The organism is Pedobacter sp. GW460-11-11-14-TSB4, assembly GCF_059423705.1.
This window is the reverse complement of sequence record NZ_JBWKYI010000004.1, coordinates 124,987-145,543: the sequence shown is the minus strand read 5'-3', so window position 1 is coordinate 145,543 and position 20,557 is coordinate 124,987. Positions and strand designations below refer to the sequence as shown.

General features: G+C 39.7%; 14 protein-coding genes. 13 read left to right on the top strand and 1 reads right to left on the bottom strand.

Annotated elements, in window-relative coordinates; all coding sequences use genetic code 11:
- Window positions 1-163 precede the first annotated feature (163 nt).
- A complete protein-coding gene (locus tag AC07YT_RS06195) occupies window positions 164-2,530 on the bottom strand; it encodes a glycoside hydrolase family 127 protein (protein WP_086545644.1) in 2,367 nt (788 codons plus the stop codon).
- A gap of 248 nt (window positions 2,531-2,778) precedes the next feature.
- On the opposite strand from AC07YT_RS06195, the gene AC07YT_RS06190 reads away from it, so the two are divergent.
- The 13 genes from AC07YT_RS06190 to AC07YT_RS06130 all read left to right on the top strand — a co-directional run bounded on the left by AC07YT_RS06190 (window position 2,779) and on the right by AC07YT_RS06130 (window position 20,557).
- Window positions 2,779-4,176 carry an aminopeptidase P family protein gene (locus tag AC07YT_RS06190; RefSeq protein ID WP_086545645.1) on the top strand — a complete coding sequence of 466 codons (1,398 nt, stop codon included), beginning with the start codon at window positions 2,779-2,781 and terminating at the stop codon, window positions 4,174-4,176.
- A 365-nt stretch (window positions 4,177-4,541) separates the two neighbouring features.
- Window positions 4,542-6,212 (top strand): M1 family metallopeptidase, encoded by a 1,671-nt coding sequence (locus AC07YT_RS06185; RefSeq protein ID WP_086545646.1) that lies wholly within the window; start codon window positions 4,542-4,544, stop codon window positions 6,210-6,212.
- Between the two features lie 911 nt (window positions 6,213-7,123).
- The gene (locus AC07YT_RS06180) at window positions 7,124-8,041 is read left to right on the top strand and encodes a dihydrodipicolinate synthase family protein (protein WP_086545647.1); all 918 of its coding nucleotides are present in this window, start codon (window positions 7,124-7,126) and stop codon (window positions 8,039-8,041) included.
- Window positions 8,042-8,055: 14 nt separating this feature from the next.
- A complete protein-coding gene (locus AC07YT_RS06175; protein WP_086545648.1) occupies window positions 8,056-9,642 on the top strand; it encodes an aldehyde dehydrogenase (NADP(+)) in 1,587 nt (528 codons plus the stop codon).
- Entirely contained in the window at window positions 9,635-10,636 is a 1,002-nt protein-coding gene (locus AC07YT_RS06170; RefSeq protein WP_086545649.1) for a 4-hydroxyproline epimerase, read from the top strand. The genes AC07YT_RS06175 and AC07YT_RS06170 overlap by 8 nt, the downstream gene beginning before the upstream one ends.
- Window positions 10,637-10,676: 40 nt before the next feature.
- The gene (locus tag AC07YT_RS06165) at window positions 10,677-11,918 is read left to right on the top strand and encodes an NAD(P)/FAD-dependent oxidoreductase (protein ID WP_086545650.1); all 1,242 of its coding nucleotides are present in this window, start codon (window positions 10,677-10,679) and stop codon (window positions 11,916-11,918) included.
- 681 nt (window positions 11,919-12,599) lie between these two features.
- The gene (locus AC07YT_RS06160) at window positions 12,600-14,528 is read left to right on the top strand and encodes a hypothetical protein (protein WP_494945225.1); all 1,929 of its coding nucleotides are present in this window, start codon (window positions 12,600-12,602) and stop codon (window positions 14,526-14,528) included.
- 9 nt (window positions 14,529-14,537) lie between these two features.
- Window positions 14,538-15,110 carry a hypothetical protein gene (locus AC07YT_RS06155; protein WP_086545652.1) on the top strand — a complete coding sequence of 191 codons (573 nt, stop codon included), beginning with the start codon at window positions 14,538-14,540 and terminating at the stop codon, window positions 15,108-15,110.
- 106 nt (window positions 15,111-15,216) lie between these two features.
- Entirely contained in the window at window positions 15,217-15,567 is a 351-nt protein-coding gene (locus AC07YT_RS06150; RefSeq protein WP_086545653.1) for a JAB domain-containing protein, read from the top strand.
- Complete coding sequence (locus AC07YT_RS06145; RefSeq protein WP_086545654.1) at window positions 15,567-15,785, top strand: JAB domain-containing protein; 219 nt, start codon at window positions 15,567-15,569, stop codon at window positions 15,783-15,785. The genes AC07YT_RS06150 and AC07YT_RS06145 overlap by 1 nt, the downstream gene beginning before the upstream one ends.
- 513 nt (window positions 15,786-16,298) lie before the next feature.
- Window positions 16,299-17,201 (top strand): AraC family transcriptional regulator, encoded by a 903-nt coding sequence (locus AC07YT_RS06140; protein WP_086545655.1) that lies wholly within the window; start codon window positions 16,299-16,301, stop codon window positions 17,199-17,201.
- 86 nt (window positions 17,202-17,287) lie between these two features.
- Window positions 17,288-19,066 carry a DUF885 family protein gene (locus tag AC07YT_RS06135; RefSeq protein WP_086545656.1) on the top strand — a complete coding sequence of 593 codons (1,779 nt, stop codon included), beginning with the start codon at window positions 17,288-17,290 and terminating at the stop codon, window positions 19,064-19,066.
- A gap of 42 nt (window positions 19,067-19,108) precedes the next feature.
- Window positions 19,109-20,557 (top strand): APC family permease, encoded by a 1,449-nt coding sequence (locus tag AC07YT_RS06130; RefSeq protein ID WP_086545657.1) that lies wholly within the window; start codon window positions 19,109-19,111, stop codon window positions 20,555-20,557.

Here is a 20,557-nt window from a genome sequence, read left to right as displayed (position 1 = left end):
TACAATCGTCCTCGTTTATAACGAGGATGGACGAGAAGGGCGATTTTATCGCCCTATGAACAACTCTTATTACCACATTACAAATGTGGATTTCAATAATCCTCATTACAAACGAGGACTATATATCTTGCCTTCTTCCGTGGCTAAAAATCATTCGTGTTATTTACAAACTTTCCTTAATTATTCTTACGCTATAAATAGGACCTGCACTATTTTTTGCTTTAGGGAATAGTTTTACGGTTACTTTATTTTTGCCTTTGGTTATTTCAACAGGGATTTTATAAGAAATATCATAAAAGCGGCTTTCTTTATATTTGTTCAGATCTTCAGTGGCAATGTTTACACCATCAACCAGCACATCGAAATTCCGGCCACGGTTATCCATGCCCCAATAAGAAGCGATTATGGTATTTTGCATAGTGGGATCTACCTTCACTTCAAATTGTAAGAAACCGTTTTCACCTGCAACGCGCCATTTACTGCCATGATCTTCGCCCATATATTCTTTAGCTGCACTAAAGTTGTGGTCGCGTTCTGGCTGCATTTCGCCAAACCTGAATACGTCAGTCGTTTTATCTTCTAATTCTTTCTGTTTACGTTTTTGCTCATCGTATATTTTTTGTTGTACCGTCCATTTTTCTGGGGTAAATACATCCCAGTAAACGCTGTAGTATTGGTTTTTGGTTTGATAAAACGGAACTAAGGTAACATCTTGTGGTTGCGCAATATTTTTTGTTTTAAATTGAAGTTCTTGTTTATTTACTACGCTCAACCAATCTTTAGGATCATTATTGGCACTCACAAATACCGGAACCCCCTTTACCGGATCTGGTTCTGTTGTTCCCAGCACACCAGCCAAAAGCACTGGCCCATAAAAAACAGCTCTTCGATCGGCATTATCTGGCATCGCTTCTGTGTACAACTTTTCCGGTGTGGTGTAGGTGATTTTGTCGTTGTTTTTCCAAATGCGGGTAATTACATAATAACCCGTTTCATCCGGAGTAATTTTTTGCAGCTGCCCATTCACAGCAATTGTGGTTTGGCTAGACCATTTTGGCTTTCTCACCCGGATAGAAAATTTTGAACCTTTGACTAAGCTTAGGGTTAAATTTGTTTGGTCGCCTTGTGGTAAAGCCGTTTGTTGTGTAATTTTTATTCCTTTTTCTTTCCAGTCTAAAACCGACGGAATAAAAAGATTCACATATAAACTGCCGTCGCTTCCCCTTGAATAAATGCTTTCATTGTATTTAACATGGTTTTCCATGCCGGTACCCACACAACAGGTAAAGGTGTTAAATTTATCGCTGTATTCTTTTTTTCCACCCATACGCAGTGGTACAAAATAGCAGGTCATACCGTCATCATGGTTCTGAGAAGCCAGGATGTGGTTATAAAGTGCTTTTTCGTAATAATCAAACAGTTCGGCGGATGGATTTTCTGCAAACAGATGCCCGGTAAGTTTGAGCATGTTGTAGGTATTGCAGGTTTCGGTGGTATTTTCTGTGAGTTTATCATTCAGTTTATCCGGCTCGCTCAGGTATTCGTAATTACTGTTTCCGCCGGTTACATAAGAGTGGTGATAAACAATCGTTTTCCAAAAGAAATCGGCAATGGTTTTATCCCGTTGGTCGCCGGTAATTTCATGTCGCCTTGCGCTGGCAATAATTTTAGGGATCTGCGTATTCGAATGTTTTCCGGGTAGAATGTCTGTTTGCTGCGCCAGCGGGTCGAGTATGCGTTTGTCGTAGAATTTGTATGATAAATCGAGGTATTTCTTTTCTCCGGTAATCGCATAGAGGTTAACCAGGGTTTCGGCCATTCCGCCATACTCACAGAACAGCATTTTTTGTAAAAGCTCATCGTTTAAGCCTCCAATGGTAGTGCCTGTCCAATCGGCCAATGCCACGCATGCACTCAATGCTTTTTTATTGTTCGTATACAGGTAGGCATCGAGCAAACCGGCCATAATTTTATGCACGGTGTACCAGGGTGCCCAACCGCCATTCAGGTCGAAACCTCCGGTTTTAACATTGCCTTTTGCCAGCTCGCCCCAAATTTTATCTTCATTGTTGAAAGCACCTAAATAGCCGTTTTTTCTGGCTTTCTGGCACTCTACCAGTTCATCTACGATATAATTTGCTTTTTGCAAAAAAGCAGGATTTCTGCTCGAAGCATACTGCATCGCTATAGCCGAAAGGTAATGCCCAAGCGAATGCCCGGCCAAACCATCACTTTCCCATCCTCCATAAATTTTGGCTTTCGGTGTTAAACCTGCGTTTTTTCTAAAGCCTGATAGTAAACGGTCGGCATCAATAACCGATAGGTACGCCTCATCAGCTTTCATCGCCTTTTTGAAGGTGCTTTCCAGAAGATTTACCTGCGAGAGGTCGAAAGCATAAGCTTTAATTGGTGTGGTGTTTTTAACCTTTATGCGGTTATCGTTAAAATGAGGGACATAGTTTTGGGCATTAGTACTTAATGCAAAAAAGAGCGCACAGCTGAGCAAGCTTTTACCAAGGTGGTGATTCATAGTTGTTAGGGTGTTTAGGGATATTTTTTACTGTTTAAAATTATGAATTTGCCAGGAGGATAAAAGCCCTATAATTTGCCGGTAATGTGCAGATTTTACCTTTCTTTTTCGCTATGATGAAATTTATTGTGATTTTTATACCAGATTACTAGCTTATAATTTGCAGATACCGCCCATATTTTAGCCATAACATTTAATTGTTATTGAATAAAATTAGCTTTTGGGATATTTGCCTAACACTTAAAAATATGTTTGAAAAGAAAGTTTACCTCCAACGAAGAGCAGCGTTAAAATCAAAGATAAATTCGGGAATATTACTCTTTTTGGGTAATGAAGAAAGTCCGATGAATTATAAGGACAATACCTACCATTTTAGGCAGGATAGTACCTTTTTATATTATTTTGGGATTAGTGATCCGTCATTGGGCGCCATTATCGACCTTGATGAAGACCAGGTCATCCTTTTCGGTGATGAAATGGGAATTGATGATATCGTGTGGATGGGCAGAAAGAAAACACTTGAAGAAAAAAGTTTGGATGCCGGCTTGACAAAAGTGCTGCCTTTAGCACAGCTGGATACTTATCTTCAGCAATATCAGGAGAAAAAGCGTCAGGTTCATTTCTTACCGCCTTACCGTTCAGAAAATAAAATTAAACTGGCCAATTGGCTTAATCTCCCTATTGATCAGCTTAAAGAAAAAGCATCACTTAGTTTTATTAAAGCGGTAGTGGCACAGCGATCGATCAAATCGGTGGAAGAAATTGAAGAGTTAGACCGTGCTGCAGCAATATCAGCCGATATTCATTTAATGGTGATGCAGCAGGCAAAACCGGGCATGTACGAACGCGAACTTGCCGCCAAAATTCAAGGAGCGGCATTGGCTTCAGGTGGTCATCTGGCCTATCCGGTTATCCTGACCGTTCAGGGTGAAATTCTCCACAACCATTATCACGGTAATCAGCTAAAGGAAGGTCAGCTGGTTTTAAACGACTCGGGCGTAGAAACAGCTCTAGGTTATGCAGGCGATCTTACGCGTACCTTTCCGGTAGGCAAAAAATTCAGTGCTGAGCAAAAAGATGTGTATGATATTGTATTGAATGCTTATACCCATGGCAAAAACATGTTGGCGCCCGGTGTAAGATATTTAGATGTGCATCTGGCTTCGTGTAAAATACTGGCGCAGGGCTTGAAAGATATAGGCCTGATGAAAGGTAATATTGATGATGCTGTGCAGGCTGGTGCGCATGCGATGTTTTTTCAATGTGGAACAGGCCACATGATGGGCTTAGATGTACACGATATGGAAGATTTAGGCGAGCAACATGTAGGTTATACAGATGAACTGACTAAAAATACCACACAGTTCGGATTAAAATCGTTAAGGCTGGGTAAAGCACTCGAAGCTGGTTATGTGTTAACGGTAGAGCCCGGTGTTTATATTATTCCCGAACTAATAGACCGTTGGAAAGCAGCCAGCCAGTTTACCGAATTCATTAATTACGATAAACTGGAGCAGTTCAGAAACTTTAGCGGCATTAGGGTTGAAGACGATTTTTTGGTTACCGAAAACGGAAGCCGGATGTTGGGTAAACACTTGGCTTTAACCACAGATGAAGTTGAATCGATTAGAAGCGGGGCCTACTAGCAAATAGTATTTAAATTTTAGAATAAGAACGTTTTTTGTTTTGGAGCGCAGGGCTTTTCGCTTTTTTTAAGGGATAGTCCTGCCATCCGCTTTATTCCGATGAACTATCGGAATGCCCGCTGCTGTCAGGGCTAGAAATTTAGGCTTGGAGCACAGAATGAGAAAATGGAATTTAATATTGAGTAGAACCAAGGTTAAATAAACCCCTGCCTGCAACGGGCAGGTGATAGAATGGATCCCGATTTTTCATCGGAGCAGAAGGGATAGCAGGACTGCCATAACCAATGAAAAACTGCAGTTGCTTTTCAAATGAATATTTAGCTAATACAAACATTATAAATCGGCAAAAGGCCATTAAAGAAAAGATGAAAAAACTACCCTTCCTAAGCCTACTCTTCTTAGCGTTTAGCACCATGCTTTTTGCACAGTCGCCAAAAAAGGTTTACACTTTGGCCGATACGTTAAGGGGAAGCTTAAATGCCGAGCGTACCTGGTGGGATGTACAGCGTTACGAACTTTCTGTTAAACCCGATTATAATGATAAAAGTATAACAGGATCGAATAAAATCGTATACAAAGTAATGCGCAGCCACAATGGTCGTACGCGCATGCAGATCGATTTGCAGGAGCCATTGCTTATTGATAGTGTTGTATACAACGAAAAGGCGAGGTTGAAATTCGAACATGTGGGCAGTGTTTGGTATGTACATGTTCCGGCGCAAAAGTTATCCGCACTAAATAATGTCCATATTTTTTACCACGGAAAGGTACACCAGGCAAAAAGAGCCCCTTGGGATGGTGGTTTTATCTTCACCACCGATTCGCTTTCGCGTCCGTGGATGACTGTGGCCTGCCAGGGGTTAGGAGCTTCAGTGTGGTATCCAAATAAAGACCATCAAAGCGACGAACCTAATCTGGGCGCATCATTAACCATGACGGTTCCCGATACATTAGTAGCGGTAGGGAATGGGCGACTGGTATTCAAGAAAAACAACCACGATGGTACGGTAACTTACCAGTACAATGTTAAAAATCCGATCAGTAATTATTGCATTATCCCTTACATAGGCAAGTATGTTAATTTTAAGGAGAAATATGCAGGCGAAAAGGGTGCACTCGATGTGAATTATTGGGTACTTGATTACAATTATCCAAAAGCAAAAAACTATATGCCCGATCAGGTTCATAAAATGATGAAGAGTATGGAGCATTGGTTTGGCCCTTATCCTTTTTATGAAGATGGTTATCAGCTCATCGATGCCTCGCATACGGGAATGGAGCATCAATCGGCAGTTTCATATGGCAATTCTTATAAATTTGGTTACAGGGGCAGAGATATGTCTGGCAACGGTTGGGGCTTGAAATGGGATTTTATCATTATTCACGAAAGTGGTCACGAATGGTTTGGCAATAACATTACCACCAAAGATCTGGCCGATATGTGGGTGCACGAAAGTTTTACCAATTATAGCGAAACCCTTTTTGTTGATTATATTTTTGGAAATAAAGCCGGAAACGAATACAATTTCGGCATCAGGAGAGATATCAGAAACGACAGTCCGGTTATCCCTCCTTATGGTGTAAATGCGCAGGGCAGTGGCGATATGTATCCAAAAGGAGGAAATATGTTACATGCCATCAGGCACAGTTTAAATAACGACGAGCTTTTTAGGTCTATTTTGCGTGGACTCAACCAAACCTTTTACCATCAAACGGTAACAACTGCCCAGATCGAAAATTATATTTCTAAAAAAGCAGGTTACAATTTTTCAAAGGTTTTTGATCAGTACCTGCGTACAGTGCAGGTTCCTGCATTCGAATACTACCTGAAAGATGGTAAAGCTTTTTACCGTTACAGCAATTGTGTTAAAGGTTTCAACCTGCCCTTAAGCCTGAAAAAAGAGGGGGTAAAAACACTGAAAATTATTCCTTCACAAAACTGGCAACAGGTGGTATTGGCTAAAGATCAGGATGTTTTATTTGCAAAAGCCGATATCGAATTGATGTATTACCTGCTGGTGAAAAACATAAAATAATTCATTGGAAAATAGCGTCATGCAGGAGAGTTTTGTTACCTGATTGATTTTGGTAATCAGGTGGTATCATGTTTATAATTCCATTTGAATTTGTCACGTTTAGCTTTGCGATGAATCCTATCGTAGGGACACATCTTTTTCAAGAATGGTTTGGGCATCATGCTAGCTGGCTTTAGTAAACCACAGTCTTTGCCGAAGCACGCCGTCAATCCCAAGTGGCGGAAGAATCAAAAAAATAGGTGCACAATGGCCCAAATAGCATTACCAAACCTGAAACGTAGTGGTTTTGTGTTCATTAACACTGAATTCAAAGTTTAATATAAATTGAACACAAAACGAAGTGCCACTGTTTTTTTGATGAGTGTTGGCGGTGAGAAGCCACCTTGCTGGATTGACAAAGCGCTTTGGGTACTTTGGCGCTCCAAAGTACCATGCCCCGCGGCATAGAGCGGAAAAAAAACATTTATCTCCGAATTATAGTTTTTAAGATATCAAAGCTTGTTATCAGCATAACGATCGCCTTAGGAATATGCAGCTAATAGAAGTGGGCCCACACGATAGGATGAATCTGGACAAGTAGCTAAAACGTCTTGAGTGATATTGATACAGGTCCTTCAACAGGCTCAGAATAACAATCTATATTTATGCTGCGGCATTATTTTTTTTGTGCCGTAGCAAATTTCGGGCAAATCTAATTTTCCCTTCCTTCCTGTCTTGTTCATTGGCGTATTTATGGCCAATATCGGTTAAAATCCAACAATATTATGGTTTAGCAATCACCTAACTTTGAATATCGTTTAATTGATTTATCGCCGATAATTTTAATGAAATGATGATGGACAATAGCCTGTTTTGGGCTCAATGGCCAGATTAATTTTTTGAATCATAATTATTAAAAACATAACATTACAATGAGTATCAAATGGACTGGGGTTTTCCCTGCTGTGACTACAAAATTTACAGCAAACGATGAGTTAGATTTTCCGGCTTTCGATTTAAATATCGAAGCGCAATTAGAGGCAGGAGCAGAAGGTATTATCCTGGGCGGTACCTTAGGTGAGGCAAGTGTTTTAAGTGATGACGAGAAAATCGAAATTTTAAAGCATACTTTAGAAATTGTAAATGGTCGTGTTCCTGTTTTGTTAAACATTGCAGAGCCTACAACCAAAAAAGCTATTGCTGCTGCTCAAAAAGCCGAAGAAGCGGGTGCACAAGGTTTAATGTTATTACCTCCAATGCGTTATTTAGCTGATTCTGATGAAACGCTTGACTATTTAACAGAAGTGGCCAAAAGCACCAAATTACCAATCATGATTTATAACAACCCTGTTGATTATAAAATCGAGGTAACTTTAGATATGTTCGAAGAGTTGGCTAAATATCCTAACATACAGGCAATTAAAGAAAGCACAAGAGATATTTCAAATGTAACCCGTTTGATTAACCGTTTTGGCGATCGCTTTGCCATTTTCACTGGTGTTGATCCAATTGCGATGGAAAGTATTGTAATGGGCTGCGTGGGTTGGGTTGCCGGTTTAGTTTGTGCTTTCCCGAAAGAAACTGTAGCCATTTTCCGCCTGGTAAAAGAAAACAGAACTGCCGAAGCTTTAAAAATCCACCGTTGGTTTTTGCCGATTTTAGAATTAGATACACACCCTAAACTGGTTCAGTATATTAAATTAGCTGAAGTAGGTACTGGTATCGGAACAGAAAGAACCAGAGCGCCACGTTTGGCTTTAAAAGGTGCAGAACGCGAAAGGGTGTTGAAAATAATTAACGATGGTTTAGCCACCAGACCAGAATTGCCAGCAGGTAGTTGGGGGATATAGTTTAAAAACCAAATATGAACGGACAAAATATTGTAGCCAGTACCTATATAGAAGTTAATGAAAGAAGCCTTAAAGCTGTTAATCCCGCAACGGGATTAACGCTTGATGGTGATTTTTTTAAAGCAAGCGAGCGCCTTGTTGATGATGCCTTAACATCAGCAACATTGGCTTTCCAAAGCTATAGAAACCTAAACAAAGACCTTAAAGCTGCTTTTTTAAATGCCATTGCCGATGAAATTGCCAACCTTGGTGAAGAACTGGTAAACAGGGCTTCAGCAGAAAGTGGTTTGCCATTAGGCCGTTTACAAGGAGAGTTGGGCAGGACTACTGGTCAGTTAAGGTTATTTGCCAATCTGGTTGCCGAAGGCTCCTGGGTTGATGCAATTATTGACACTGCACTGCCTGAAAGACAGCCTTTGCCACGACCTGATATTAGGCGAATGTTAATCCCAATCGGGCCGGTAGTGGTTTTTGGTGCGAGTAATTTTCCGCTTGCTTTTTCAGTGGCAGGTGGCGATACCGCATCGGCACTAGCTTCAGGTTGCCCGGTGGTTGTTAAAGCACACCCTGCACATTATGGAACCAGTGCTTTGGTCGGTGGTGCCATTATTAAAGCTGCCGAAAAAACGGGAATGCCTAAAGGGGTTTTCTCTTTATTGTATGATGATGGTTATACAATCGGTGCGGGTTTGGTTCAGCATCCCTTAACTAAAGCGGTAACTTTTACAGGTTCGTTTAAAGGAGGAATGGCCTTAATTAATCTGGCGCAACAGCGTGAGCAACCTATTCCGGTTTTTGCCGAAATGGGAAGCATTAATCCGGTAATTTTTCTTCCAAAAGCCATCGAAAATCAGGCAGAAGAGCTGGCTAAAAAATATGCTGCATCAATTACTTTGGGCGCTGGTCAGTTTTGTACCAACCCGGGTTTACTGTTAGCGGTTCAATCACCGGCATTGGAAAGTTTTAAAGCCGCTTTAAAAGAAGCTATTTCCACTATTCCATCGGCAACCATGCTTACCGAAGGTATTGCCAGCAATTATGGTAAACTTTCTGCTGAGGTGGTAAATGAAGGTGGCGTTGCGCTTTTATCGGCATCGACAGTGAAAAATACTGAACTTCAAAACCAATCAGAGGCGAAAATTGCCCAGGTGAGTGCAGCCGATTTTATCAAAAATCCAAAACTTCGTGAGGAAATTTTCGGTCCATATTCACTGCTCGTTGTCGCTCAGGATATTGCTGAACTTGAAAAAGCCATTGATGTGTTGGAAGGACAGCTTACGGTAACCCTAATGGCCGAAAAACAGGAGCTTCAGGGCTACCAAACTTTAGTGAATAAGCTGACTGATAAAACAGGAAGAATTATCCTAAATGGGGTGCCTACAGGTGTAGAAGTTTGTGCGGCTATGCAACATGGCGGACCATTTCCTGCAACTAACGATAGCCGTTTTACATCGGTTGGTTCTACTGCAATCAATCGTTTTGCAAGACCATTGGCTTATCAGGATTGGGAACAGGAATTATTGCCAGATGAATTGAAAGATGGAAATCCATTGGGTATTTTCAGAACGATAAATCAAAAATTAACGAAATCTCATGAGTAAAACCTTTTTTTGTGTAGATGCACATACCTGCGGGAACCCGGTTAGGCTGGTTGCAGGTGGCGGCCCTGAGCTTATTGGCTCAAACATGAGCGAAAAACGCCAGCATTTTTTGAAAGAATTCGACTGGATTAGGACAGGTTTAATGTTCGAGCCACGCGGCCATGACATGATGTCGGGCAGTATTCTTTATCCACCCCACGATCCCGCAAATGATGTCGCTGTACTTTTCATCGAAACCAGTGGCTGCCTGCCGATGTGCGGTCACGGTACCATTGGCACCATTACCATCGCTATAGAAGAAGGATTGATTCAACCCAAAATACCCGGAGTAATCAGAATGGAAGCTCCGGCCGGATTGGTCTTAATTGAATATAAGCAGGAAGGTAAAAAGGTTAAATCGGTTAAGCTGAAAAACGTAGCATCCTATCTGGCCGCCGAAAATTTATCGGTAGAATGCCCTGATTTGGGTACGCTTACTTTTGACGTAGCCTATGGCGGTAACTTTTACGCCATTGTAGACCCGCAGGAAAATTTTCCGGGACTGGAAAATTATACCGCTTCGCAACTGATTACCTGGAGTCAAACGATTAGAAAACGCATTAATGAACAATATACTTTTGTACATCCTTTAGATCCGACGATAAATGGCTGTAGCCATGTATTGTGGACAGGAAAAACAATCGACCCTACATCAACCGCCAGGAATGCTGTTTTTTATGGCGATAAAGCCATCGATCGGTCGCCATGTGGAACGGGTACTTCAGCCCGTTTGGCGCAATGGTACGCAAAAGGAAAATTAAAACAGGGAGAGGATTTTATCCACGAAAGTTTTATTGGCAGCAAGTTTATCGGAAGAGTGGAAGAAGTTGTAGACCTGAACGGAATAAAAGCCATTATACCAAGTGTAGAAGGTTGGGCAAAAATTTATGGTTACAATACCATTAAAATAGATGCCGAAGATGATCCATATGCACATGGATTCCAGGTGATTTAGTGAGTTTTTAAAATGAATATCAGCAGTATAAATTAAAAGAATGTCGAAAGTATTAATTATAGGTGGTGGAATAGTAGGTTTAACTTCAGCGTATTATCTGCAGAAAAAAGGCTACGAAGTAACAGTTCTGGATAAGGGAGATATTACCGACAATTGTTCTTTTGGTAATGCTGGGATGATTGTACCGAGTCATTTTGTACCCCTGGCTGCACCAGGCATGATCAAACAAGGCATCCGCTGGATGTTTGACAGCAAAAGTCCGTTTTATGTTCGGCCATCCTTAAATGGAAACCTCATTAACTGGGGCCTGAAATTTATGAAACATGCCACGGCAAAACATGTTAGCCAATCGGCAGTGCCGCTACGAGATTTATCGCTCCTGAGCAAAAAACTATATGAAGGGCTGGCAAAAGAACCTGAATTCAATTTCGAATTAACCAACAATGGTATTCTGGCATTTTATAAAACAGAAAAAGCAGGAGAAGAAGAAGCACATTTGGCTGCAAGGGCAATTGAACTGGGTTTAGATATGGCTGTACTAACTGCTGACGAATGCCGCGCTTTACAGCCTGATTTAAAGTTAGATGTTTTGGGTGCGGTACATTATCGCTGTGATGCCCATCTTTACCCAACAAAGTTGATGAATGCTTTGCTTCAGTATTTATTAAATAATGGGGTTAAGATAGAACGTGGCAGAGAGGTTGATAAAATTGAAACGGTTGGCAATCGCATCATGAAGGTTTTCACAGGTAATACTGCCTGGGAAGCCGATCAGTATATTTTAGCAACTGGTTCGTGGTCGCCAGCTGTGGCTAAAATGGCCGATGTCAAAATATCGATAATGCCAGGTAAAGGTTATTCTTTTATGGAGCCAGAACCTCAGCAGCGGCTAACTATTCCGGCATTGTTATGCGAAGCCAGAGTAGCCATCACGCCAATGAACGGACAGATCAGATACGGTGGTACAATGGAGTTAGATAAAATTAATACCCGTATTAACATGCAAAGGGTTAAAGGTATTGTAGAATCCGTTCCAGCTTATTTCCCGGATTTAAAACCCGCGCTTCCGGCAGAAAAAGATATCTGGTATGGCTTCCGTCCATCATCACCTGATGGCTTGCCTTATATTGGCAGAAGTCAAAAAAGAGAAAATTTAATCATTGCAACCGGCCACGGGATGATGGGTTTAAGTTTAGGCCCCGCAACAGGTTTATTGGTGAGTCAGATTGCTTCAGGCATGGCTACCGATCTAAAAATGGAACCATTTGCAGTAGTCAGGTAATATATTAAAGGAAGTCAAGTTTTTCTAAGGATGTAGCCATTGTGAAGCCGATTTGATTCGGATTTGTAAAAGCCGCAATCTTTAAAACAGCGTGGGGCCTCATCGAATACCATGCCCGAACAAGCGCACATACACGAATGAGCAAACCCCACGCATAACGTGGCGGTATTCTACTCGTGTACGTAAGACTTGGGAATTTTTGGTCGGTTCGGCAGTCAGTACGAGTTCGCAGTTCAAGAAATTATTATCTAACGTACGAACAAAACCGGATATCCTTGAAAAGTGATCTTAAATATTATTCTACATGCCCCAATTGAGGATGCTTCAAAACAATCAAATGGAGGAAAGCCCTTTTATTTGTTTTGAAGGATTTTAAACTTTTATTATTCTTCAATTTTCTATTGCTTCAGGAGTCAAAAAAAATTCGTGTAAAATTTCTCTAGGGTTTGATGTAAAGAAAATTAGAGTTGGTGTAAAAAAAATATTAATGTAACATTTTTGATGCTATCTTGGATGACTAATCATTGAAATTATAATGTCTAACTTATTAGCTCTCAAAAGTTCTCTTCTATTATTTAAGAGTTTTTCCCATCTCGGAAAATTTAAAGTTTATAATGCTGGCATTGAAAACCTAAATTTCAAATAGTGCAAAGTGAAACTTTTAAACTATTAAATAATAACATGAACAAAACAAAATTTAAATTAATCGGGAGGTATGTTCTCCTGACTGCTCTTACAGGATTAACAATTTTAGGATGTAAAAAGGGAAATTCAGAAAATTTACCGGATGAAATCGCAAATACTTCAAATGAGAGATTAAGCCTGACCAAAAAAGCTTTTAACGGGCTGTACTCAGAATTGAAAAAAACAAATGGCAAAGAATTGCCTGCTAATTTTTTAAGCCGCTTTCCAGAATTTGTTTCACTACTACATCACGACTCAAAACTAGCAAGTAAAACAGCGTTGTCTATTAAGCCAAATTCACCTCTTATGGTGGCGAGAAAAGCGGCCTTAAAAGCTTCATTAGGACCAGTAGCTAAAACTAGTGTAATGCAGAATTCTGCTTATGAAGAAACTGCTCCAACCTATGATGAAGTGATGACGGAATTAGTTGATGATCAGGCATTCAAATCCCTTCTTAATGTAGAGGGGGAAATTCAGGTGGACGATATTGTCTATAAAGTTACTCCTTACGGCACATTTTTTACAACTGCGAGTAATTATAATTCGCTTAATAGTGTATTTGCAGATATTGCATTACAGAACGACTACACATTACGATTGGAAGATCAAGCTGCGCCGATTTTGATGAATTCGGTACAGGTTCAAAGTACGCAATACAATGATGTGAGGTTACTTAATAGCAATGTTTTTTTTGTTGATTCGTTTATCGAAGAAGACGTGCCACAACCGGAAGTAACTGTTTTTCCATCTGACGAGACTCTAGCTCCTCTTGTGTATCCAAATATTAATGACGGTGGAAACAATAATGGCAATAATATAACTCCCCCACCACCTTCAGATGAGCTTCCAATCCCAAACCGCCAAAGTTATATACTGAATACACAAATGGCTGCAAATACCTCAAATTATGATCCTGCATATAGTAACACTATTGATTACCCAATAGAATTTAGAACTGGATTTGGCAGTATACTTCAGACATTTTTTGATAACTCCACTAGATATAACAATTTTACTAATAAGTATCGTATGAGTGCATTATTCTATAACAGAAACTATGGAATTATCAAAACTCTTGGTATAAAAGTAAAATGCCAAAAAAAGGGATGGTTATGGTGGAACAAGACTGAAGCTCAAGAAATCAGGGCTGGATGGGATTATATTTCTTACAAGTCGGATCGTAGCGTAGACAAAATTGGGCTTCCAAGCAATAAATTCGCTCCATCAATTGGAGAACCTTATTTGATCAATCCAACTGAAGATCCATTTTACGGTGTTCCAATGTGGTCAAGCACTGATACTTATGCTAAACGTTATAATCTTTATGGTTGGTATATGAAACGCGGGAACAACGAGATTTTCACCATTACAATACCTGGTGGGATTTTACCAATTAATAATTTAGAAGATGTCGATTTGCCATCAAGTGTCTTCAAAGGTATAGTACAAAGTGGCTGGAACAAATTAAAAGGTGTTCTTGAAAAATCAGCTCCTTCAGCGGGGCCGTCATTATATAATCCAAATGCTAGTAATTATAAATTACCCGTTTACCCATTAAATGGTTATGGCGAAGTAAAATATCTTTCAATTAATGATATGGAGAATATGCCTAAATCATTTATGAAAGGAATTAGTAAAACACAGTTTTTAAATGGTGACTATAAAGTATATTCAATTGTTTCGCCGCAAGAAATTAGAGAATATAATACGGATATGATTGATATTCCTTTAGAGTTCTCAACAGTCGATATAAACCTATCGACAAATGTTAATAATCTAGCACTTGATATCGGACAAGCCGCAAGGTCTTTAGTGTCTGATCAATTGGGTAAGCACTATGAAGTAGATAAAGGAACAATCATTGGTGCGGTGAAATGGGATAATCAATGGAGATCGATAAGATTAAATTTTAAAATGAAAGACTAACAATAAACTATGAAAACAAACCTATTTTTATTGGGACTTGCAATCTGTACAGCAACCATCGTAAAAGCTCAAACAATTACTAAACAAGAAAAAGGATATTTCAATCTTACGGAGATTGGCTACACAATTGGAAATCATACTTATGAGATTCAAGTAAATCCAACTAAATATGATGGCGGTACTTCTGGTGCTTACGCCCTTAGTTTAAGAAATATCAATGGGGTATTTTTAACCAATAAAATATCAGTTGGTGTAGGTGTGGGATTGGAAAATTATACTGATAACGACAGCTATTCCACCAATAATAATCTGTTTCACCTATTCTTGGATGCAAGATATTATTTTAAGAATCAGAGTAATACCCTATTTGCTTACGGAGATGTAGGAACAGGTTTAAAAATAGATGATAATTTTAGAAAAGGCCAAATGTTTAATTTAGGGCTTGGATACAAATTTAAAGTTGCTTCTAAAGTAGGTATGACCGGAAGTTTGGGTTATAGCGATCAAACAATTAAGGCCGATCCACAGATTACAAAAAACCGTTATTATGGCCTCGCTATTAAGGCCGGACTACTTTTCTAATTAATAATTATCAATAAAAGATAGACCAGAGCAGATCGTTCTGGTCTATCTTCTTTTAGGTCTTGATAGATACTTCATATCAATCTAGGTATATTCCTACATTTACATGAGGTCATTAATAAATTTATCAAATATTGCCGAAATTGAACTTACATATAAACGCCATTCTAATACAACAAACTGCCCTAAAATCTCAACTTCGCAAGATGCCTATAACATTCTTATCAACAACTGGAATGAAAACAAAATCTATTTTCTGGAAGAAGTAAAGATTATCCTGTTAAGCAGCAGTAATCGGGTTTTGGGTATCAGTAATATATCATCGGAATGCGTTGCATGTACCATTGTTGATCCGCGCCTTGTATTGGTTACAGCCTTAAAGGCAAATGCATCTGCCATTGTTCTGGCACACAATCATCCGTCCGGAGGCGTTAATCAAGTAACACAGACAGGATAATGACTAACCGCCTGATCAATGCAAGCGAAATGCTGGGAATTTCTATGTTTGATCACCTGATTGTTGCCAATGAAGGCTATTATTCATTTACTGACAATATTGTTTATCTCAAACGCCATCCCAGAAATTACATCGCTTTTGAAGCGAGCCACCTTTTTAAAAAGGCCATGAAAAGAAAAAGAAACAATAATTTCTTACTGCCCCTTTATCTAAATTAACGCTCTCATTATCTAATGATAGGTTATTCGTTCGTGTTTTAAAATTTGAATAATATTTTCGGACTGATAAAAAATAAAGGCTAAATCCTGAATAGAATTTTAAAGAGAAGTGTAACCCGTAGATATGCCCCGGATTAACTTCGAGGAACTAGGCCACATTGCACCGTATCAATTTAAAACTCCTAGGTTTTTAAAACTTGACTTCCTTAAGATAGTCGGGATTTGTAATCCCGTCTCCAGAAATCCACAGTACAAAGCTTCTGATTGCAAATCCAGACCAACGTTTTGCCAACATATTGCCTGGCACCGATTTAAATTAATCGTTTTAGATGTTGCTTTACAGATGATTAACTAATTGTGTAGTGCTTCAATCACTGTCAGATTCGTCGTTAAATCCGTCATATATTATCAAATTGTAGCAGGATTTTAACCTTATTTAAGTTTTATTGGTTTATTTGAGTTAATATTTATACATTCAATTCATAATCAAACTCAGCTAACTCAACCAAAACTATGAAAGTATTACCATTTACCATGCTTGTTCCTGATGATAAGAGTGTGATATCGGAACATATTGAACTTCCATATTTTTACCAATATCTGCACCGACATGATGAATGGCAGATTACTTACATAGAAAAAGGAGAGGGAACGTTAATTGCAGGGAATGATATGCATGCCTTCCGACCAGGCGATATTTTTGTAATTGGGGCAAAACTCCCACATCTTTTTAAAAGCAACCCTGAATATTTTGCTGCTGACAGCCATAAAACGATCAAAGCATGTTCTATTTACTTTAATCCTAATGGTATTTTAGCTGCTTTGTTCAATCTTCCCGAAATGAAGATGGCCAGCGGTTTTTTAGCTAAACACAAACATGGTTTCAAAATTCCTGCTGCTTTTACTAAAAACATGGCGACCAAAATGTTCAATGTTCACCAGGCATCAGGCGTTGATGTGTTGTTTAACTTTCTGAAATTGGTTAACAGCCTTCAGGATTTAAATGAAAATGTAGAATCGTTGTGCTCAGATATGTATTCTTCGAACGTAACCGAAAATGAAGGTATGCGGTTGAGTAAGATCATTAACTTCATCACCGAAAATTACAATAATCAAATTTCCTTAGAGGATGTGGCCAATGCGGCGTTTATGACTCCTCAAGCCTTCTGCAGGTATTTTAAGAAACATACAGGACATACTTTCGTATCGTTTTTAAATGAAGTGAGAATTAACGATGCCTGCAAAAGCCTTATTTCGGGAGAAAAAGCCGATTGCATTTCAGGCGTAGCCTATAAAGCTGGTTTCAATAGCATTACCAATTTTAACCGGGTATTTAAAAGTATTATTGGTCAATCGCCAAGAGCATATATCGATACTTATAACAGTGTAAGCAGGGTAAGCTACGTAGGCGCCTAAGCAAAAACATTCTTAATTTATAAAAAAAAACTAGCCATTTTTTCAAATGGAGGCAAATGCTATTTGCCTGATTTAACCAAACCCAAATGCAAAACAAATTGACGTTTTTTGCCCTTTTGTTAATGGTAAACCTGTTACCAGGCACTTTTGTATTCGCTCAAACCGCTAATGAAAGTTTGTACGAACAGACCAGCGAAATGGGCACGCTGATTATAGGCTACCAAAGGGATGTAGATGCGATTAATGATTTCTACTATCCTTATTCATCAGGAGGTACTTATGCCTATCCGATGGCTACTTTTAAAAGTCCGGAGCAAAGAAAACGCCTGCAGGATATCAACAACGATTATTTAAGCAAGTTAAAATCAGCCAAATTTGAAGGATTTAGCATTTACGGCAAAGTAGATTATATCCTCCTTAAAAAACAGATCGAATCTTCTGTCTGGCTGCTCGGCAAAGAAGAAACAGATTACAATGCCCTGTCGAAGTATTTTACCTTTGCCGATCCTATTTATGCGCTCGAAAAATTAAGAAGAAGAGGTACCTATAAAGAAGGATCGCTAATGGCTGCCCAGATGGACGACATTGCGAAGCAGATTGATGTGCTAAATCTGAATTTTAAGCAGGGAATACTTAAACCCGATCAGCTTAAAATGGCAACAGCCATAACCTTGAGTTTAAAACACCGTTTAAAGGGTTTTTACCAGTTTTATATGGATTATGAACCTGGTTTTACCTGGTGGGCACCTAAACCTTACGAAAAGTTAGACCTCGCCTTAACCCAGTACGCTAAACTTTTTAACGATAAAGAAGCGCCTACTCCGGCTTCAAAATCAAATAAACCAGAAATTAAGGGAAATCCAATTGGGAGGGAAGAGCTGATCAGGCAATTAAATGCAGAGCTTATTCCTTATACACCAGAGGAACTCATCAAGCTTGCCGAAAAAGAATTTAAGTTTTGCGATGAAGAGCTTTTGAAAGCATCAGCTGCAATGGGTTTCGGAAATGACTGGAAAAAAGCGCAGGAAAAAATCAAGAATAGTTACGTGCCATTAGGTAAACAACCAGAGTTAATTGTAAAACTACAGGATGATGCCTTAAACTTTATCAAAGCCAACGACCTGATCAGCATTCCCGCATTGGCGGAAGAAACCTGGGGTATGGTGATGATGTCGGCCGAACGCCAGTTGGTGAATCCATTTTTTACCGGTGGGCGCGAAATCAGTATTTCCTACCCAACAAATTCGATGGAGGAAGATGATAAGTTAATGAGTATGCGTGGTAATAATCCCTATTTCTCAAGGGGAACGGTACAGCACGAACTTTTGCCGGGTCATCACTATCAATATTTTATCAATAATCGTTATAAAAGCTATCGCGATCCGTTTAAAACGCCTTTTAGTGTAGAAGGCTGGCCATTATACTGGGAACTTTTATTGTATGATAAAGGTTTCGCCAAAACGCCCGAAGAAAAAATGGGAATGCTTTTCTGGCGCATGCACCGTTGTGCCAGGATTCTTTTTTCACTGAACTTTCATCTTGGCAAATGGACGCCTCAGCAGTGTGTCGATTTCCTGGTTGATCGTGTAGGGCACGAACGCGCCAATGCAGAAGGTGAGGTGCGCAGATCTTTCAAAGGCGATTATAGTCCCTTGTACCAGGTAGCTTACCTTACCGGTGGCCTCCAGCTTTTTGCCCTTAAAAAAGAACTGGTTGATCGTGGAAAAATGAGCTTTAAAGCCTTCCACAATGCCGTGATCAAAGAAAACTTAATTCCTGTAGAAATGATCAGGGCTACTTTAACCAACCAGCCGTTAACACGCGATTTTACAACCTCGTGGCATTTTTACGATCAGCTTAAATAAATCAACTCACCAAACCCTTTGAACCACCAAACAACAGAACGCATGATTGAAAAAGAAACCACACAGTTTAAACCTTCACTTAAATTGATGGATGCAACCATGCTTGTAGCCGGAAGTATGATCGGCTCAGGTATTTTTATTGTAAGTGCAGATATTACCCGAAATGTTGGCAGTTCTGGCTGGCTGTTAGTGGTTTGGTTAATTACAGGTTTTATGACGCTTACTGCTGCATTGAGTTATGGCGAATTAAGTGCCATGTTCCCAAAAGCGGGCGGACAGTATATTTATTTAAAAGAAGCCTATAACCCGTTGATCAGTTTTTTATATGGCTGGAGTTTTTTTACGGTTATCCAAACCGCAACTATTGCTGCTGTAGGCGTGGCATTTGCCAAGTTTACGGCTTATCTCGTACCCGCGCTCAGTGAAGATTTAGTAGCCATCGATTTGGGTTTCTTTACCATCTCTCCGGCACAACTATTGGCCATTGGGGTAATTATATTACTTACCTATATTAACAACAGGGGAGTAAACGGGGGGAAAGTGATTCAAACTACCTTTACAGTGGCTAAATTGTTAAGTCTGTTTGGCCTGATTGCTTTTGGACTTTTCTTTTTAGATAAAGGTATCTGGAAAAGCAACTGGGAAAATATGTGGGTTTTAGGTCCACTCTCTGCCGAAGGAAATATTGGTTCTTATACTACGCTGGCCGCATTCGGTGCCATTGCTGCCGCGATGGTGGGCTCGATATTTAGCAGCGATTCCTGGCACAACGTTACCTTTATTGCCGGCGAAATTAAAAACCCTGCACGTAATATTGGTTTGAGTTTAGCCTTGGGAACGATTATCGTAACGGTGCTCTACATCCTTACCAATGTGATGTATACAGGTGTACTTTCATTACATGATATTGCCTACGCTGATAAAGACCGGGTAGCAGTTTCTGCTGCCAACCATATTTTCGGTACCGCGGGCACCATCATTATCGCGTTAATGATTATGGTTTCGACTTTCGGTTGTAACAACGGTCTAATTATGGCTGGTGCCAGGGTGTATTACTCCATGGCCAAAGACGGACTTTTCTTTAAAAAAGTTGGTACGCTGAATAAAAATGCAGTACCTGGATTTGGACTATGGATTCAATGTATTTTTGCTTGTTTATGGTGCATTAGCGGAAAGTATGGCGATCTGTTGGATATGATCTCATTTGTGGTGGTGATGTTTTATATGCTCACCATTTTCGGGATATTTATCCTTCGTAAAAAACGACCTGATGCAGAACGTCCGTACAAAGCTTTTGGTTACCCCGTTCTGCCCATCATTTATATGGTAATGGGACTGGCCTTTTGTATATTACTGATTATTTTTAAACCCAAATTTACCTGGCCGGGATTAATCATTACTTTAATTGGTATACCGGTTTACTACCTGATAAAAGGAAGTATTGCCCGTCAGGATTCGAAAACAAAAGATACGCCTGATAGCAGCGGTTAA

Excerpts from the sequence above, each read along its gene's own strand:
- AC07YT_RS06195 (WP_086545644.1), bottom strand. The coding sequence starts at position 2,530 with ATGAATCACCACCTTGGTAAAAGCTTGCTCAGCTGTGCGCTCTTTTTT.
- AC07YT_RS06190 (WP_086545645.1), top strand. The coding sequence starts at position 2,779 with ATGTTTGAAAAGAAAGTTTACCTCCAACGAAGAGCAGCGTTAAAATCA.
- AC07YT_RS06185 (WP_086545646.1), top strand. The coding sequence starts at position 4,542 with ATGAAAAAACTACCCTTCCTAAGCCTACTCTTCTTAGCGTTTAGCACC.
- AC07YT_RS06180 (WP_086545647.1), top strand. The coding sequence starts at position 7,124 with ATGAGTATCAAATGGACTGGGGTTTTCCCTGCTGTGACTACAAAATTT.
- AC07YT_RS06175 (WP_086545648.1), top strand. The coding sequence starts at position 8,056 with ATGAACGGACAAAATATTGTAGCCAGTACCTATATAGAAGTTAATGAA.
- AC07YT_RS06170 (WP_086545649.1), top strand. The coding sequence starts at position 9,635 with ATGAGTAAAACCTTTTTTTGTGTAGATGCACATACCTGCGGGAACCCG.
- AC07YT_RS06165 (WP_086545650.1), top strand. The coding sequence starts at position 10,677 with ATGTCGAAAGTATTAATTATAGGTGGTGGAATAGTAGGTTTAACTTCA.
- AC07YT_RS06160 (WP_494945225.1), top strand. The coding sequence starts at position 12,600 with ATGAACAAAACAAAATTTAAATTAATCGGGAGGTATGTTCTCCTGACT.
- AC07YT_RS06155 (WP_086545652.1), top strand. The coding sequence starts at position 14,538 with ATGAAAACAAACCTATTTTTATTGGGACTTGCAATCTGTACAGCAACC.
- AC07YT_RS06150 (WP_086545653.1), top strand. The coding sequence starts at position 15,217 with ATGAGGTCATTAATAAATTTATCAAATATTGCCGAAATTGAACTTACA.
- AC07YT_RS06145 (WP_086545654.1), top strand. The coding sequence starts at position 15,567 with ATGACTAACCGCCTGATCAATGCAAGCGAAATGCTGGGAATTTCTATG.
- AC07YT_RS06140 (WP_086545655.1), top strand. The coding sequence starts at position 16,299 with ATGAAAGTATTACCATTTACCATGCTTGTTCCTGATGATAAGAGTGTG.
- AC07YT_RS06135 (WP_086545656.1), top strand. The coding sequence starts at position 17,288 with ATGCAAAACAAATTGACGTTTTTTGCCCTTTTGTTAATGGTAAACCTG.
- AC07YT_RS06130 (WP_086545657.1), top strand. The coding sequence starts at position 19,109 with ATGATTGAAAAAGAAACCACACAGTTTAAACCTTCACTTAAATTGATG.